The organism is Neobacillus sp. DHD-1R (assembly GCF_057747995.1).
The window spans coordinates 2,438,273-2,455,828 of the sequence record NZ_CM173232.1; the positions used below are offsets into that span (position 1 = coordinate 2,438,273).

The 17,556-nt window shown below is 39.4% G+C and carries 11 protein-coding genes; all 11 read left to right on the top strand.

Annotated elements, in window-relative coordinates; translation table 11 throughout:
- The first annotated feature begins 139 nt into the window (after positions 1–139).
- Entirely contained in the window at positions 140–3,025 is a 2,886-nt protein-coding gene (locus AC3ANL_RS11795; RefSeq protein WP_488329392.1) for a 2-oxoglutarate dehydrogenase E1 component, read from the top strand.
- Positions 3,026–3,115: 90 nt separating this feature from the next.
- Entirely contained in the window at positions 3,116–4,375 is a 1,260-nt protein-coding gene (gene odhB / locus AC3ANL_RS11800; RefSeq protein ID WP_488329393.1) for a 2-oxoglutarate dehydrogenase complex dihydrolipoyllysine-residue succinyltransferase, read from the top strand.
- Between the two features lie 277 nt (positions 4,376–4,652).
- Complete coding sequence (locus AC3ANL_RS11805; RefSeq protein WP_488329394.1) at positions 4,653–5,834, top strand: acetyl-CoA C-acetyltransferase; 1,182 nt, start codon at positions 4,653–4,655, stop codon at positions 5,832–5,834.
- 27 nt (positions 5,835–5,861) lie between these two features.
- On the top strand, positions 5,862–7,448 hold the full coding sequence (locus tag AC3ANL_RS11810; RefSeq protein ID WP_488329395.1) for an AMP-binding protein: 1,587 nt from the start codon (positions 5,862–5,864) through the stop codon (positions 7,446–7,448).
- Positions 7,449–7,694: 246 nt separating this feature from the next.
- Positions 7,695–9,905, top strand: coding sequence for a helix-turn-helix domain-containing protein (locus AC3ANL_RS11815; protein ID WP_488329712.1), 2,211 nt, complete (start codon positions 7,695–7,697; stop codon positions 9,903–9,905).
- A gap of 215 nt (positions 9,906–10,120) precedes the next feature.
- Positions 10,121–10,975 (top strand): 3-hydroxyacyl-CoA dehydrogenase family protein, encoded by an 855-nt coding sequence (locus AC3ANL_RS11820; RefSeq protein ID WP_488329396.1) that lies wholly within the window; start codon positions 10,121–10,123, stop codon positions 10,973–10,975.
- A gap of 29 nt (positions 10,976–11,004) precedes the next feature.
- Positions 11,005–11,784 carry an enoyl-CoA hydratase/isomerase family protein gene (locus AC3ANL_RS11825; RefSeq protein ID WP_488329397.1) on the top strand — a complete coding sequence of 260 codons (780 nt, stop codon included), beginning with the start codon at positions 11,005–11,007 and terminating at the stop codon, positions 11,782–11,784.
- A 231-nt stretch (positions 11,785–12,015) separates the two neighbouring features.
- Complete coding sequence (locus AC3ANL_RS11830; protein ID WP_488329398.1) at positions 12,016–12,435, top strand: acyl-CoA thioesterase; 420 nt, start codon at positions 12,016–12,018, stop codon at positions 12,433–12,435.
- 3 nt (positions 12,436–12,438) lie between these two features.
- Complete coding sequence (locus tag AC3ANL_RS11835) at positions 12,439–14,136, top strand: acyl-CoA dehydrogenase family protein (protein ID WP_488329399.1); 1,698 nt, start codon at positions 12,439–12,441, stop codon at positions 14,134–14,136.
- A gap of 60 nt (positions 14,137–14,196) precedes the next feature.
- On the top strand, positions 14,197–15,372 hold the full coding sequence (locus AC3ANL_RS11840) for an acetyl-CoA C-acetyltransferase (RefSeq protein ID WP_488329400.1): 1,176 nt from the start codon (positions 14,197–14,199) through the stop codon (positions 15,370–15,372).
- A gap of 150 nt (positions 15,373–15,522) precedes the next feature.
- Positions 15,523–17,403, top strand: coding sequence for a XylR N-terminal domain-containing protein (locus AC3ANL_RS11845; RefSeq protein WP_488329401.1), 1,881 nt, complete (start codon positions 15,523–15,525; stop codon positions 17,401–17,403).
- The last annotated feature ends 153 nt before the right edge of the window (positions 17,404–17,556 follow it).

Sequence of the window (17,556 nt, forward strand, 5' to 3'; positions counted from 1 at the left end):
TTATAATTAAATATAATTTTTTATCATTTTATTTATTTCTATTATTATATTATCCTTAATTATAAGTAAATGAAAATGATTTCATTAAATCATCCTAAACAAATCATATAAAGGAACACCAACAATGGAGGAATCGGGAATGGGAGTACAAAAAAACGAACATAATCCTTGGCGGAAATTTAATGGTCCAAATCTGGGCTATATAATAGAACAATATGAGCGGTATACGAACGGGGAAGACACCATTGAACCAAAATTAAAAGAGCTATTTATTAAATGGGGCTCACCTTTGTCTTTTGAGTCAAATCAAACCGAAGAAACCTTTAATCATGAATCCGATCAACCTACTAATTCTACAAATATACAAAAGGTACTAAAAGTGGTAAAGCTTCTTGAAGAAATTCGCTCAAACGGGCATGTAGCGGCAAATTTGAACCCTTTAGAGGGGAATCTACAAAATCAAGAGTTGTTTAATCCAGAAAAATATGGGCTAAGTGAGCAAGATCTGAAAGCGATTCCATCGAAACTTGTTTGGGAGGAGGCGCCGGCAGGTATTCAAAACGCATGGGATGCTTTCAACCATTTAAAGGATATTTACACCTCCACACTTGCCTATGAATTTAACCATGTGCACCATCTGGATGAACGAGCGTGGTTAACGCAAATGGTCGAGTCAGGTTCCTTGCATCGCTCCTTATCTAAAGAAGAACAAACGAACTTGTTACAGAGTTTGACAGAGGTTGAAGGATTTGAACAATTTTTGCATAAAACCTTTGTCGGTCAAAAGAGATTTTCCATTGAAGGTGTTGACATGCTTGTACCGATGCTGAATGAAGCCGTGCACGAAGGTGTCGGGGATGGAGCAGGTAATGTCGTGATTGGTATGGCTCATCGCGGCCGCCTCAGTGTCCTTGCGCATGTGTTAAATAAACCATACAGAAAGATGTTTTCTGAATTTCAGCACTCATCTGCTAAGCAGCAGGGTCCGTCCGAAGATTTAGTCGATATTAGTGAGGGCTGGACGGGAGATGTGAAATATCATCTAGGACGCAATCGATTTATGGAAGGCCCCGGGAACGTTCGCGCGCGGATTACTTTAGCCAATAATCCGAGTCATCTTGAATTTGTTGATCCGGTCGTCGAAGGTTTTGCAAGAGCTGCCCAAGAAGAACGAAAGAAAGCCGGTTACCCTAAGCAGGATGTTATGAAGGCATTTGCGATATTGGTTCATGGCGATGCCGCCTTTCCGGGGCAGGGAATTGTACCGGAGACCTTGAATTTAAGCGGGTTAAGAGGATATCGAACAGGTGGAACGATTCATATTATCGCCAACAACCTGATTGGCTTTACGACAGATAGCCAAGACTCTCGAACGACGAGATATTCGAGTGACCTTGCAAAAGGATTTGAGATTCCGATTGTACATGTAAATGCGGATGATCCGGAAGCTTGTCTGGCTGCAGTTCGTCTGGCCTATCAATACCGTACTCAGTTCCAAAAGGACTTTTTGATTGATTTAGTTGGATATCGTCGATTTGGCCACAATGAAATGGACGATGCAGCGGTCACTCAGCCGCAGGTTTACAAAAAAATCGCGAATCATTCAACCGTAAGAGCGGTGTATTCCAAACAGTTGCAAAATAGAGGCATTCTCAACCAAGAAGAAGTTGAGCATATTCAGCGCAGCGTCCAAGAAATGCTGCAGGCTGAGTTTGACAACATGGCCGAGAAAAAAGAGAGTGAACACCTTACAGAAGTAGAGGTTCCAAGGGTGGTCGCCAAAGGAATTCCGCCGGTGGAAACAAGTGTGGCTCTTGATACCCTTCGTGAATTAAACCAAGATTTGTTGAAATGGCCGGAAGGTTTTCATGTTTATCCAAAATTAAAGCGGATTCTGGAGCGCCGTAATACGGCACTCGAAGAGGACGGCAAAGTAGAATGGGCGGTAGCAGAAGTGCTCGCATTTGCGTCGATGTTAAAAGATGGGACACCAATTCGGCTAACCGGCCAAGATTCTGAGCGGGGAACGTTTGCGCAGCGGCACATTGTCCTCCACGACGCGGAAACAAATGAAACCTATTCACCATTGCACCAGCTTCCGCAAGCACAAGCTTCGTTTGCGGTTCATAATAGTCCTTTGTCAGAAGCAGCTGTTGTAGGTTTTGAATATGGATATAATGTCTTTGCGCCTGAAACACTTGTCATCTGGGAAGCACAATACGGTGACTTTGCCAACACGGCACAGCCACTCTATGATCAATTCGTATCATCTGCAAGAGCAAAATGGGGTCAAAAATCAGGGCTTGTCCTCCTATTGCCTCACGGATATGAGGGCCAAGGTCCGGAGCATTCCAGTGCCCGTCCGGAACGTTTTTTACAGTTAGCAGCTGAAAACAACTGGACTGTTGCGAATCTGACAAGTGCGGCTCAATATTTTCATATTTTACGCCGTCAAGCCTCTATCTTAGGAACAGAGTTTGTTCGGCCCTTGGTGATTATGACGCCAAAGAGTCTGCTTCGTCAGCCGTTGGTCGCTTCTCCTGGAACTGCGTTAAGCGAAGGGCATTTCCAAACAGTGATGGAACAGCCTGAGCTGGGGAAAGTGACGGATAGAGTAAGGCGTTTAGTGTTAACAACAGGTAAGATGGCCATTGATTTGGCTGTAGAAATCGACTCAGAGAAAGAAAAGCGAAAACTAGATGAAATACACATCGTTCGAATCGAACAATTGTATCCATTTCCTCAGGAAAAGGTAGAAGCGATCATAAAGCGTTATCCAAACTTGAAGGAAATCGTATGGGTACAGGAAGAACCGAAAAATATGGGCGCGTGGCACTATATCGCTCCTATTCTCTTTGATCTTGCTTCAGGCAGCCTGACAGTTGGATACATCGGACGTCAAGAGCGTTCAAGTACGGCAGGCGGCGATCCACTCGTGCATAAAAAGGAGCAAGAACGCATTATCCACCAGGCCTTGAACGGTATAGAGTCTAGTAGATACGCAGAAACAAGAAAGAGTGTATAGTTACTCACTAACCATCATCACTAACAAATACTATAGTTGATAAACTAGTATTATAGGAGACTTACCATTTTACCTAGGAGGATACATCAGATGAAAGAAATAATAGTACCAGAACTGGCAGAATCAATTACAGAAGGAACCATTTCACAATGGCTCATTAATATTGGGGATGAAGTGACGAAAGGAGACAGTGTTGTTGAGCTGGAAACGGACAAAGTGAATATCGAATTAAATGCCGAATACTCCGGCACCGTTTCAAAATTATTAAAAGAGACCGGCGAAATTGTCGAAGTAGGCGATGTCATTGCAATTATCGATGAGAATCCGGCTGCAGGTGCCACTCCAAGCACTCCAGTTGTTCCAACTGAAGCTCCGGAAAAACCGGCAGAAGAAACTTTACGTCAACCAAGCAGCCAGCCTGACCTAGAAGGTTCGAATGCCGCACGTCCGATTGCTTCACCTGCGGCAAGAAAATTGGCAAGAGAACTGGGAATCGATTTAAACCAAGTAAGCAGCCGTGATCCACTTGGCAGAATTAGACCAGAGCATGTAAAAGCCTACACACCTACTGCAGCGGTTAAAGAAGAACCAAAGCTTGAGAAGGCAAGCCCAAAACCATCCGTACAACAAATAGACGAAGAATTTGATAAACCAGTAGAAGTCGTGAAATTGTCCCGCCGGCGTCAAACCATCGCTAAACGCTTAGTAGAAGTCCAGCATACAGCGGCAATGTTAACCACCTTTAACGAAGTGGATATGTCTGCCATTATGGATTTACGCAGTATGCGGAAAGATGCCTTTTTCGAAAAACATGGTGTACGTCTTGGGTTCATGTCCTTCTTTACAAAAGCCGTGGTGGCAGCTTTAAAGCAATTCCCTCTTTTAAATGCCGAAATTCAAGGCGATGAAGTGATGATCAAGAAGTTTTATGATATCGGCATTGCGGTAGCAGCACCAGAGGGATTGGTCGTACCAGTTGTTCGCCATGCGAACCAGAAAAACTTTGCTGAAATTGAACAAGAAATCAGTAATCTCGGTAAAAAAGCTCGTGATAACGCCCTTACTTTAAGTGATTTGCAAGGCGGAACATTTACGATTACAAACGGCGGCGTGTTCGGGTCCTTAATGTCAACGCCAATCTTGAATAGCCCGCAAGTGGGGATTCTCGGAATGCATAAAATCCAAACAAGACCAGTCGCGATTGACAGTGAACGAATGGAAAACCGTCCAATGATGTATATTGCTCTATCGTACGATCATCGAATTGTGGACGGAAAAGAGGCTGTTAGCTTCCTGGTTGCCGTGAAAGATTTATTGGAAGATCCACATTCTTTATTATTAGAAGGCTAAAAGCTTACTAAGTAGGTTCGATTATAGCTTGAATCTTGGCATGAGTTCGGTATTGACCCGAATTCATGCCTTTTTGTCGTATCTTGCCAGTAGTTACCTGTGGCTGCGAGTCAATAATAAGTAAAAAACTTTCCTTAATATTGAGGAAATGGCTCTAGCAAATTCCTTATTTTCAAGGTGTGAAAATTACCACACAAGCACTATAATAATATTTAAAATTTAGAATACTTAGATTATATTAAGAATATTAGATACAGGACGCTAAGGAGTGGAAACAGTGGAAAATAAGGAAATTGTTGTGATCGACGGAGCTAGAACAGCCTTTACCGAATTTGGGGGATCGTTTCGGGATATATCGGCGATTGACCTGGCAGTCGCCACCACAAAAGAGGCGATGAAGCGGTCAAATATTGAGCCTGAAGAAGTGGACCAAGTTGTAATCGGAAATGTCATTCAATCTAGTACGGATGCCATTTATATGGCGAGACACGTTGCCCTGAAGGCAGGCATACTTGAGCAGGTGCCCGGATTAACCGTTAATCGCCTTTGTGGATCTGGTTTGCAGGCGATTGTAAATGCGGCCCAATCAATTAAACTTGGAGAATCCAACGTCAGCATCGCAGGTGGAGCGGAAAACATGAGTCAGGTTCCTCATGTGGTTCGGGGAGCACGCTGGGGTCTGCCGCTTGGCAAGGCGCCGATGGAGGACTATCTGTGGGAAGCCCTATATGATCCTTATGGAAAGTGTACCATGGCAATTACGGCAGAAAACCTTGCAGAAAAATATGAAATTTCCAGGGACCAAATAGATGAATTTGCATCCAGGAGTCACACACGTGCCTTGGCGGCCATGGAAAATGGCTATTTTGCAGAGGAAATTGTACCTTTTACAGTTAAGGGACGGAAAGGCGAAAAGGTAATTTACCAGGATGAACACCCGCGTGCCACCCCGGTTGAGGTGCTCCGCAAGATGCCGGCCCGCTTTAAAGAAAATGGGGTCGTAACGGCAGGAAATGCAAGCGGAATCAATGATGGTGCCGCCTCCTTGGTGGTCACATCCAGTGAATATGCCCAAAAGAGAAATTTAAAACCATTGGCAAGACTGGTTTCATGGGGGATTGTTGGTGTTGAACCCCAATATATGGGGATTGGTCCTGCTCCAGCCATAAGGCAGGCTTTACAACGCGCCAATATGAAAATCGAGGATTTGGATTTAATTGAAATTAATGAAGCGTTTGCAGCCCAATATTTAGCCTGTCAAAAAGAACTTGGTTTCAATCCCGAGATCGGCAATGTAAACGGCGGGGCCGTCGCTTTAGGACATCCACTTGGCGCAAGCGGTGCAAGAATCAGCCTCTCCTTATTATACGAGCTAAAACGAAGAAATAAGAAATACGGTGCATCGGCCTTGTGTATTGGCGGCGGACAGGGAATTGCCGCGATTTGGGAAGTCCTTTAATGAAAGGTGCGACCGAGGAGGGATAATATGAAAACAGAGCTAAGCAGATTAAGTGTTTCGCAATTACTTGAAAGCGTTTACCGTAGTAACCCTGACCATGAAGTATTGTACGATGGGTATTCTCGTCTGTCTTATTCAGATTTATGGGAGAAATCTCTTGCTCTTGCAGCTTCTCTTCAAGACTTAAAAATTGATAAAGGAGCTAAAATAGCCGTCTGCCTGCCCAACTGGAATGAATTTGTGGTCATTTATTTGGCCTGTAGTCATTTGGGAGCGGTGCTTGTCCCGTTTAATACCCGTTATCGTCAAGACGAAGTGGAATATATTTTGGCTAATTCCGAAGCGAAAGCAGCGTTTTTTACAGAAGAATTTACTGGAGTGAATCATTATCAGCAATTTACTAGGGCTATTCAACAAGTAAACACCCTTGAAAGATTATTTACCGTTCGAAGCGATAAGGACGGGCTCATGAGTTATGAGCAATTACTGGAACGCAGTGAGAAACCGTCATTAACTCCAACCACCATTGATGCGGAAAACGATGTTTTTACGATTCTGTATACTTCAGGTTCGACAGGTGCTCCTAAAGGAGCAATGTTAACCCATAGCAATGTGGTGAATACGGCTATCATCTCAGCCGAAGCGATGAAATGTACATCAGATGATGTCTTTTTTGTGGCCGTTCCCGTATTTCATGTCTTTGGCATGGTACCAAGCATTCTCAGCACGATTGCTTGCGGAGCGCGTATGGTATTAGTGGAGGTATACAAAGCAAAAGAGGCGCTGCAAATAATCGAATCCGAACAAGTTACCGTTAAACATGGGGTACCAACCATGTTTATATTGGAACTGAATCATCCTGATTTTTCAAAATATGATTTGTCCTCCCTTAGAACGGGGATTATTGCAGCGGCGCCATGTCCGGTCGAAATTGTGAAACGGATTCGGAAGGATATGGGCTGCGATATTGTTGTTTCTTATGGGTTAAGTGAAACTTCTCCAACCTTAGCCATGACGGGTTTTGATGACGATGATCTGATCCGGGCGGAAACGGTTGGCAGGGCACTTCCTGGTGCAGAAATAAAAATCGTCAACGAGTTCAGAGAAGAAGTCGGGATTGGCGAAGTGGGCGAAGTCGTTTGCCGTGGATTTGGCGTGATGAAAGGATATTATAATATGCCAGAAAAAACGGCAGAAGCCCTTGATCACGACCGCTGGTTCTACACAGGCGACCTTGGAACCTTGGATGAGCACGGAAATCTCCGGATCGTCGGCAGAAAAAAGGAAATGATCATTCGTGGCGGCTATAATATCTATCCCCGTGAAATTGAAGAGGTGTTCTATACTCATCCCCAGGTGATGGAAGTGGCGATTGTTGGACTGCCTGACACTGTCTTAGGGGAAATTTCCTGTGCCTGTGTAAAGCTTAAACCTCACGCTGGCTCGATTGATTCGAAAGAACTATTTGAGTATGTGCAACAAAGAGTGGCTGATTATAAAGTTCCTGATAAGCTGCTAATTATGGATGAATTCCCAATGACGGCCAGCGGAAAGATTCGAAAGATGTCACTTCAAGACCAATTAAAGGAAACACTAAAAGCGCAGTTAAGATAGCAAAGCTTAAGCAGTTAAACTGGACGCCCGTCTAGAAATCATATAAACAAATGAGTTCATTATGTTTATATATTTTATGGAGGGCGTTTTTTTATGCCATTAGCAAGCACACTAATAAATCCCTGGGACTCTTTTTATTGTCAATTATTTGTATATTAAAAAATTTCCAATAAATCCATTTTTCCTATAAAATTAATAGAAGGAGAGGGGAAATGGCTTGTGTTCGAAACGAAGAAAGAAAAATTAATGAAGAAATTAGAGAACCATTTACGCTCAACATCACGTCATCTTATCAAATTTGATACAGAAGAAGAAGTGCTCCAGTACTTAACGGCATCTTTTCGTTCAGAACTTTTCTGTGATTGTGTTGGAATCGTAATGAATGAAGGGGAGAAATTTGTGCTGAAAGCTTGGAGTGGAAACATACCAACTGTTTCAGAATCTTTTCCTTTGACCATTGTTGATTGTTCCCCAAAACTTCTACAGCATAGTGTCAGATTTGAAAATGCTGATTCAGCTAAAAGGTGTCAGTTGTCAAAAATACTAAAAGAAGCGAATGTTAAAACGTGGTTTACAGTCCCATTATACGATAATCATATCTTCTTAGGTTTTTGTATGGTTGGTTTTTTGAATTACGTTCCATTATTAGATATGGAAACACCGTTCGAAGAATTTGGCAAGGATATTGCTGTCGCAATGGCAATGGCACGTCAAAAAAATTACCAGTTTAAGAAAATGGAAGGGATCGAATGGGTTAGTAAGAATCTTTCCCTCAATGCCCCGATTCAAAAGCATATTGAAGAGTTGACCTCAAGAGCAGGCGAGGGAACAAATGCGGATTTTGCCTGTATCTATTTAGTTAATGAGAAAGAAAATTGTTTTGTTTTCCAACCGCCATCGTATGGAATCGCAAAGTTCACGGAAAGAATTAAGATTGAAGAAAATTATAAGTTAAATAAATATTTTCCTTTTTTGGAGAAGCCAGGAGGTTCCAAGTTAACCGTTCCTTTGAGTATTGACCTAAAAACCATTGGTGTTTTACATGTAGAAAAGAATGATATATTCACAGAAAATGATCTTCGAGTATTAGAATTGTTATCAAAACATGTAGCGGTTATTTTGGAAAATGCTCGTCTATTTAACAATGAAAAAGAGCAGAAAAACCGGCTTCAATTTCTTTTGGATTATCAACAAGAACTAGTAAAAGAAACGGTGGAAGTCGAAAATTTTGATGGTATAACTTCCATGCTTTCTAGACTGTTTAATAATCAAGTCCTTTTATTTGACCGTTTTATGAGACCGATTTCATTTTCTAAAGATGATCATTTAAGTCTGGACAAGCTATCTGAGCAACTTTCTGAAATTGCAAAACGTGAAAAGGGTAATTCAAAAGATCCTGCCGTTTTTACCATTCAAGATCCCAATGGTACCACAGATTGTTTTTTATTTTGGATGATTAATGGGGGAGGGAGTTTGCTTGGATACCTAGCAGTGCGCAGACTCAATCAGGATATGGATGAAATTGATCGCTTAACCATTGAATTAGCACGAAATATATGTTCTATCCAATTCATAAAACAAAAACTAGTCCTTGATGCAAAGGAGCAGGCAATGGATAGTTTTATTAAAAAGCTTCTGACCAAAAGAATTGAAGATAAGGAAGGAATCCTACAATATGCAAACCTTTTTCAGTGGGATCTTTTCCAAAGCCATCAACTAGCTGTACTAGTAATAAATCTCGATGCAAAAGAAATAAATAGGAGTAATTTATTTGAGCAGCAGATGAAGAAAAAACTAGTTTGGGATTATATTAAATCTCAGTTGATTAAATTTGATTCAACTATATTAACCGTTTTTCACGAAGAGAATATTATTCTTATCGTACCAGCCAAGAATGAAAAGAGACTTTCAAAAAAGAGTTGGGAGGTTCTGTACAAAAAGATAACTAATTGGACAAAAGAATCGACAGTCCAATGTAATGTGTTAATGGGGATAGGCGGCCAAACCGGAGCCATTAACGAATATTATATAAGTTATCAACAAGCTAAGCAGGCGGTAAGCATTTTAAGCAGCCGGTTAAGACAATCGGGTTTCTCCCTTTTTGATGAACTGGGTTCGTATACTGTACTACATCATTTAAATCATTCAATGGCTGTTGACCTGTTTGTAAATAATCAACTCGGTCCGCTAATCTCCTATTCCGAAGGGAAAAATACAGATTTATCTAATACACTGTATACTTATCTCCAAAATAATGGAAATGTGAAAAGCACTTCGGATGAACTATTTATTCATAGAAGTTCTTTATTATATCGCCTCGAAAAAATTGAAGCACTATTGGGTGTTCAATTAAATGATCCAGAAGTACGATTTAATTTAATGATGGCTTTTAAACTCTATGATATGTATGGACAAGAAATAGAAAAAAATAAACTCCTAAATTCAAGTGTTAATTAGTTTTAAATAAATAGCATGTTTTCGGTCGATAGTTTGATTAATATCGACCATTTTTGATTTAGAAAATAAAATCGGTTCACTCTTTCTTTCAATGCCGTAAATTTGGCGAAAATCTAATTTTTTTCCCTACATATTGTAGGTACAATCGGAATGTCTATATTCGTTATAATTAATGACAGAAGGTTCAAAAAATCAAAGCTAAAGGAGAGGTAGAAATGACCATTCAAACAATTGGCGTCGTAGGAGCAGGATCCATGGGTGGAGGTATTGCAAACCTTGCTGCCATAAATGGATTTAATGTGATTTTGAGAGATATTGAGGAGCGTTATTTAGAAAGCGCTTTAAACCGAATGAGTAAATTTATGGATAAAAGTGTTTCAAGAGGAAAGATGACAGAACAGCAGAAACAAGACGCATTAGGTCGCATTCGAACTACTACTAATTTGGAAGATTTAAAAGATAGTGATCTTGTAATTGAAGCGGTTCTTGAAGATTTACCGTTAAAAAAGGAAGTATTTTCAGCGCTTGATCAAATAGTTCGAGAAGGGGTTATCTTAGCAACAAACACATCTTCTATGTCTATTACAGAAATTGCCTCTGCAACGAATCGCCCAGAGCGGGTAGCAGGATTACACTTCTTTAATCCGGCACAGATTATGAAGTTAGTAGAAGTGGTTCGTGGATTTAAAACAAGTGATGAAACGGTTCAAGAGTTAAAAGAGGTATCTAAAAGGCTCTCAAAGGAACCTGTTGAAGTTAAAAAGGATTCCCCTGGATTTATCGTAAATCGAATTATGATCCCGCAGTTTATTGAGGCTATTAAACTTGTCCAAGAAGGCGTTGCTTCCTATGAGGATATTGATAAGGCAGTAAAACTAGGTTTAAATTATCCAATGGGTCCATTTGAACTTCAAGACTTTGCTGGAGTGGATATTGGCTACCATGTTATGGAGTATTTTAAAGCGGAATTTAACAGTGATCAATATGCTGCACCACTTTTATTAAAACAATTGGTGAGAGCTGGAAGAGTTGGCAAAAAATCAGGTGCTGGATTTTACGATTACGAATAATAGATTCGAATAATATTGGAGGGATAAAAATGAGTTATGAATTTTTACTATGTGATATTGAAGATAAAGTAGCTGTTGTTACAATCAATCGACCACCAGTAAACCCATTAAACACAAAAGTGTTCACCGAACTTGCTAGTTTATTTGACGAATTGGAAGATAATGATGAAGTACGTGCTATTGTTTTAACAGGAAGTGGAGAAAAGGCATTTGTAGCTGGGGCAGATATTAATGAAATGGCAAGCAAAGACCTAGTGGGGATTAATAAAATGAATAAAATATCTAGGGCTGTTTTTTCAAAAATTGAAAATTTGAATAAACCTGTCATTGCTGCATTAAATGGTCTTGCACTTGGCGGAGGTTTTGAGTTGGCGCTAGCATGTGATTTAAGAATTAGTTCAAATAAGGCAAAATTTTCCTTTCCAGAAGTAGGACTTGGAATTATCCCTGGCGGAGGCGGTACCCAGCGCTTACAAAGAATTGTTGGTCAAGGGATTGCAAAAGAACTCCTCTATTTTGGGGAAATGTTTGACGCCTATCGCGCGTTTGAATTACAAATTGTTAATAAAGTAGTGCCTGCTGAAGAATTACTAGTGGCTGCCAAGGAATGGGCCAGTAAATTAGCACAAAAACCACCTGTTGCTCTGCAAATGGTAAAGCTGGCAGTAAACTCTGGGGCAAATACCGACATAGAGTCAGGTTTAATCATTGAAAGCAGTTGTTTTGCAAATGCATTTTCAACAGAGGATCGTAAAGAAGGTCTTCAAGCGTTTGCAGAAAAAAGAAAACCAGTTTTTGCAGGGAAGTAAAATCTAAAAATAAATGAAGTATCCTGTAAAATAACGGATACTTCATTTCTCCAATTGCTGACTTAATTTCCTTCACCTCTATTCCACATATTTGGTATCGCAGTTAACATGTTTGTGTTGTCATTGTCGAAGCACGCATGGTTTTACTAGAAAAATTCAAATAACGAAACTATGAGATAAATGAAGTATTAAGATTAATCAGTCTATCCAATAATGAAAGGAGTAAAAAGAATGAAATCTGAATATAGTTTCCAAGTTCGATGGGGTGATACAGATGCAGCAGGTATTGTTTTTTATCCCAATTTTTATAAATGGATGGATGAGGCAACACATGAGTATTTAAATGCAATTGGTTTTCCTTCCTCAAAACTTTTTATGGAACAACATATTGGAGTACCTATATTAGAGGCTAATTGTGTTTTTAAAAGGCCGCTGTTGTTTGAAGACAAAGTGGTTGTAAATAGCTTGGTTGAAGAGCTGCACAACAAAGTATTTAAAATCAGACATGATTTTGTAAAAGGTGATCAAATAGTGGCCGAAGGTTATGAATTACGTGCATGGACATCCTTTAAGGATAAACCAAAGGCGCATCCGATCCCAAATGAAATCAGAGAGAAAATGAAGTCGCAGGTTGAACAGGTGGGTGGGTAAGACATGCTAATTGAAAATAAAGAGGATAAACATTTTCTAACCGATGGAATTTTTCCAATAGATGTGTTTACCCCTGAAGACTTTAATGACGAGCAAGAAATGGTGGCAGATCTTGCAACAAAATTCGTTATGAACGAAGTCTATCCAAAACTTGAGAAAATAGAAAACAAAGAGTTTTCTGAAACGGTCCAACTTATGAAAGAAGCGGGAGAACTTGGTCTTATTGGCGCTGATATACCAGTGGATGATGGCGGGCTGGAGTTAGGAAAAGTGAGTGCAGCGATCATCTCAGAAAAAATGGCTCTTGGCCGTTCGTTTTCGATAACTTTTGGAGGACAAACAGGGATTGGAGCCTTACCAATCGCCTATTTTGGAACAAAAGAGCAAAAGAGCAGGTATTTGCCTGATCTTTTGAGTGGTGAAAAAATTGCCGCGTACGCCTTGACAGAGCCATCATCTGGCACAGATGCATTAAGTGCTAGAACCACGGCCCATCTGTCTGATTGTGGCAAGTATTATATTTTAAACGGAGAAAAGCAATGGATAACGAACTCCGCCTTTGCAGAAATCTTTATTGTATATGCAAAGGTCGACGGCAAGAAGTTTACTGCCTTTATTGTAGAAAAAAGTTTTGAAGGCGTTTCCACGAGTGCAGAGGAAAAGAAGATGGGCTTAAAGGGTTCATCAACCCGATCGTTAATCCTTGACCATGTCAAAGTTCCCATTGAAAATGTAATCGGTGAAGTCGGCCGTGGCCATGTTATTGCGTTTAATATCTTAAACATTGGCCGTCATAAGATTTCTGCATCATCACTTGGAACGGCAAAACGAGCAATTGAGCTAGCAGTCAAATATGCCAATGAACGAAACCAATTTGGTCAGCCTATTTCCAGCTTTAATTTAATTAAAAGTAAAATAGCAGATATGGTTATCAAGACTTTCGCAAATGAAAGTGCTGTATACCGGGCAGCTGGTGCGATGCAAAAAGGGTTCGAAGAAATGAAGCGGACCAATCAAGATTATGGAACAACGATTGCCCAATTTGCTTTAGAATGTTCCATTAATAAGGTAATGTCAACTGAAATTCTTGATTTTATTGTAGATGAGGCCGTTCAGGTTCATGGCGGATATGGTTACATGGCCGAATATGAAATTGAAACCCACTATCGAGACTCAAGGATTAATCGGATTTTTGAAGGTACGAATGAAATTAATCGGATACTCATTGCTACCATTGCTTTTAAAAACTATTCAGAGCCAAAAGAAAATAATGATATTCTTGAGGAATGGCTGTTCCATGAAAAAAAGGTACTTCAGCTAATGAAAAAGCTATACCATGGAACAATTAAGACGATCCAGTTGAAATCACTCAGCAATTTTAATATTGAACAGGAAATTGCCGCCTTCTTAGCAGATCTCGTCATTTCAATTTATGGAATTGAGAGTGCAATTTTGAGAACGGAAAAATCTATTCAGACAACGAGAGAAAAATTGAACAATTTAAAGCTAGATTGTACAAAAATATATACGCATGAAACCTCCCAGCAGATTGCCCTTAGAGCATTAAACCTAATCAATTACCTTGGAGATGATCCACTCTTTTCTCGTGCTGCAAGCCGTCTGATTATGAGCAGCCCAGAGAACTTAGTAAATGTCAAACGACGGATAGCCGACGCTGTTATCGAGAAAGAGCGTTATTGAGAAACATTAAGGTGATAAGACAGAATTAATGAACGTACTTATGAAAAGGAGATGAATAAAATGTCCGATATCGTATTAGTGGAAGGGGCCCGCACAGCGTTTACAGAAATTTCAGGCACGTTTAGAGGGATATCTGCAACCGATTTAGGGGTAGAAGCAGCGCGAGGAGCAATACATAAAGCAAATATTAATCCAGAGGAAATTGATCAAGTTGTCTTTGCAAATGTCCAGCAATCCAGTAAAGATGCTCACCTACTTGCTCGGCATGTGGGTTTGAAGGCAGGACTTCCGATTCACGTCCCTGCATTAACCATTAACCGTTTATGCGGAAGTGGGGTAGAAGCTATTTTAACAGCTGCCCGCTATATCATGACTGGTGAAGCAAATGCAGTACTTGCTGGAGGAACGGAAAGCATGAGTAATGTTCCTCATGTTATTCCGGGTATGAGATGGGGAAGCAAGCTTGGCGGACCTGCTATTGAGGACTGGGTATGGGATGGTTTATACGATACCGTTGGCGGCTGTACGATGGCGGAAACGGCAGAAAATCTGGCTCAAAAATACCAAATTTCTCGTGAAGAGGTTGACAGTCACGCATTATCAAGTCATCAGCGGGCATTAGCGGCAATTGATAGGGGATATTTGCAAGAAGAAATTGTGCCAGTCACGATTCCTGATAAAAAAGGAAACAAAATGGTTGATCAAGACGAACATGTACGGAAAACAAGTATGGAACAGTTAAGCAAGGTAAAAGCACGTTTTGTAGACAATGGTGTGGTAACACCTGGGAATGCCAGCGGGATGGTAGATGGTGCAGCAGCTGTTATTGTCACATCTAGTCAATTTGCGGAAGAAAAAGGGTTAAAACCGATTGCAAGACTCGTTTCCTGGAGTGTTGTTGGAGTTGATCCAACATACATGGGAATTGGACCTGTACCTGCTATTCAAAAAGCATTACAAAAGGCTGGATTAAAACTGGAAGATTTAGATTTAATCGAAATTAACGAGGCATTCTCAGCACAATACCTAGCATGCCAAAAAGAGTTAGGGTTTGATCCAGCAATTGGTAACGTTAATGGCGGTGCCATCGCAATTGGCCACCCGCTTGCTGCAAGTGGGACAAGAATTACACTTTCACTAGCCTATGAATTACAAAGGCGAAATGGAAAATATGGTGCTTCTGCTGTTTGTATTGGTGGAGGGCAGGGTATTGCATCCATTTGGGAACGACTATAATATTTTCAATACAAGAACCTATCACTTTGATTGGTTCTTTTTATAAGTCTATTAACTTATCTTTAATTTCACATATTGTAAAGGGAAAAAAGACATAATAGTTGAATACTAGATAAAAGATGGCGAACAAAATTAGAAAAAGGTGATGGAGTGAGAGTCCATTTTTCAGAGCAACATCATAATTTGGATTTTGATTATATTGATAGAAGGATTGTTACATCATCTGGATCTCTAGGACTGTTAAGAGAAGAGCTTGGGAAAAACTTAGGTTCTGATAGAAAGAAGGGTTTTCTTGTTCGATTTGGCTGGGAAATGGGAGTGAATGACGCTAAAACCGCTATGAAATCTGATTTATCCTTAGATTTCTTAATGAAGCAAGGACCTATTTTTCATACTACAAACGGTCATATAAGCGGGACAACATATGAGGGTTTTGTTGAATTAGATGATCATAAAAATATCATTTCGGTATATGGTACTGGTACTTGGCTTGATTCCTATGAGGCTTATGAGCATGTTAATCGTCTTGGTATATCCGATACCAGTGTTTGTCATACCCTGACTGGTTATGCGAGCGGTTTCATGTCTACAATTTGTAAGCAAGAAGTACTTGCAAAAGAAGTCACTTGTACTGGAAAGGGGGACAAAGAGTGCAGATGGATTGTGAAATCATTAAAGGACTGGAAAGAAGAGATTCAAGATGAACTACATTATTACCTTGAAATACCGATAGTCAAAGAATTAGAGTATACCTATGAACAACTTCTAGAACAGAAAAATTTCAATATGCGTTTATCTATTTTTCAAAGAAAATTAACCGAAGAAATAGCCAATGGAAGCGATTTGCAGACCATTGCAGACATTGTTTATCAAGAGATAAAAATTCCCCTAATTATTGAGGATATCGATTTTCATCCCTTAGCCTTTTCAGGTTTAAGCCAGAGGAAATTATTAAGCTTAAAAGAAGATATAGAATTATATAATCAGAGGGATTTTCCAATTTTTAGTAATGAAAAGAATAAGGTTTTCCAACCGCGCTTAAATAACAAAATAATAAAAACTGATCTTCAGGAACGTCTTTCCGTTTCAATCATAGTCCAAAAAAAATTAATAGGATATTGTTCATTTATTTATAATGAAGGAATAAAATTTAATCCAGAGAATGACCAAATCCTCCTAGATAGGATAGCAAATGTAGCCTCCCTCATTTTTTTAAATGAAAAGATTAGTTTTGAGTCTTTTGAAAGAATGAAAGGGAATTTTCTAGAGCAAATTTTAATTGGCAACTTTACTTCAAAACAAGAAATTCTTCGAAAAGGAAGATATACTGGTTTAGACCTTGGATTGCCATTTTATATTGCCATACTAGAATACAGGAATAAACAGATTCCGTTCGAAGATGAATTTCTTTTCCGGGAACAATTCCTTGAAAAAACATATCAGTATTTTAATAAAGAGCGCCAAAATATTCTAATCAGTCATCGTGAGGGAAAAATTATTTTATTCATCACAAAAGACAATTTGAAGAACATCAATATTTATGAATTTATAAATACTTATTACAAATTTTTGAAAAAGAATTATCCCAACTATGAATATAAACTGGGGATCAGTAACGAAGGAAATGATATTGAAAACTTATCAAAATATTATGAAGAGGCCGGAATAGCTTTACGAATGACAACTTATAAGAAAATGGTATTATTTAGCTCCTTAGGTATAGTCGGAGTATTAATAAGTTCCAAAAATATAAAAGAGATAAAAATGATTGCACAAAAAGAACTTGGACTTTTGGTTAATTCCGTGGACCCTAAAACCATAGAATTACTAAAAACTTTGTATATTTTTCTCAAAAATGGAGGAAATCTTGAACAAATACTAATCGAAATGCCAATATCAAAGAGCGGATTAATTTATCGAATTAAGAAAATTGAACAGTTGATTGAGAAAAATCTTCGTGACCCTGTCGAATCCCATCAACTTTTACTGATTTTACAATCCATGATTGCACTAGGTGAATTGGATTTGTAAGACTTTTGACCACCAGATTCTATCTGCGATGGTCTTTTTTTTATAACCAATACAAAAGTACAAAAATCTAAGCTTATTTAGATACTTTTTACCGTATTCAGATTATTTGTAATTGTTTAAACTTTGAACAGAAGCGAATTAGGATGTTTTCGT

Excerpts from the sequence above, each read along its gene's own strand:
- AC3ANL_RS11835 (WP_488329399.1), top strand. The coding sequence starts at position 12,439 with ATGCTAATTGAAAATAAAGAGGATAAACATTTTCTAACCGATGGAATT.
- AC3ANL_RS11840 (WP_488329400.1), top strand. The coding sequence starts at position 14,197 with ATGTCCGATATCGTATTAGTGGAAGGGGCCCGCACAGCGTTTACAGAA.
- AC3ANL_RS11825 (WP_488329397.1), top strand. The coding sequence starts at position 11,005 with ATGAGTTATGAATTTTTACTATGTGATATTGAAGATAAAGTAGCTGTT.
- AC3ANL_RS11795 (WP_488329392.1), top strand. The coding sequence starts at position 140 with ATGGGAGTACAAAAAAACGAACATAATCCTTGGCGGAAATTTAATGGT.
- AC3ANL_RS11830 (WP_488329398.1), top strand. The coding sequence starts at position 12,016 with ATGAAATCTGAATATAGTTTCCAAGTTCGATGGGGTGATACAGATGCA.
- odhB (WP_488329393.1), top strand. The coding sequence starts at position 3,116 with ATGAAAGAAATAATAGTACCAGAACTGGCAGAATCAATTACAGAAGGA.
- AC3ANL_RS11820 (WP_488329396.1), top strand. The coding sequence starts at position 10,121 with ATGACCATTCAAACAATTGGCGTCGTAGGAGCAGGATCCATGGGTGGA.
- AC3ANL_RS11815 (WP_488329712.1), top strand. The coding sequence starts at position 7,695 with ATGAAGAAATTAGAGAACCATTTACGCTCAACATCACGTCATCTTATC.
- AC3ANL_RS11810 (WP_488329395.1), top strand. The coding sequence starts at position 5,862 with ATGAAAACAGAGCTAAGCAGATTAAGTGTTTCGCAATTACTTGAAAGC.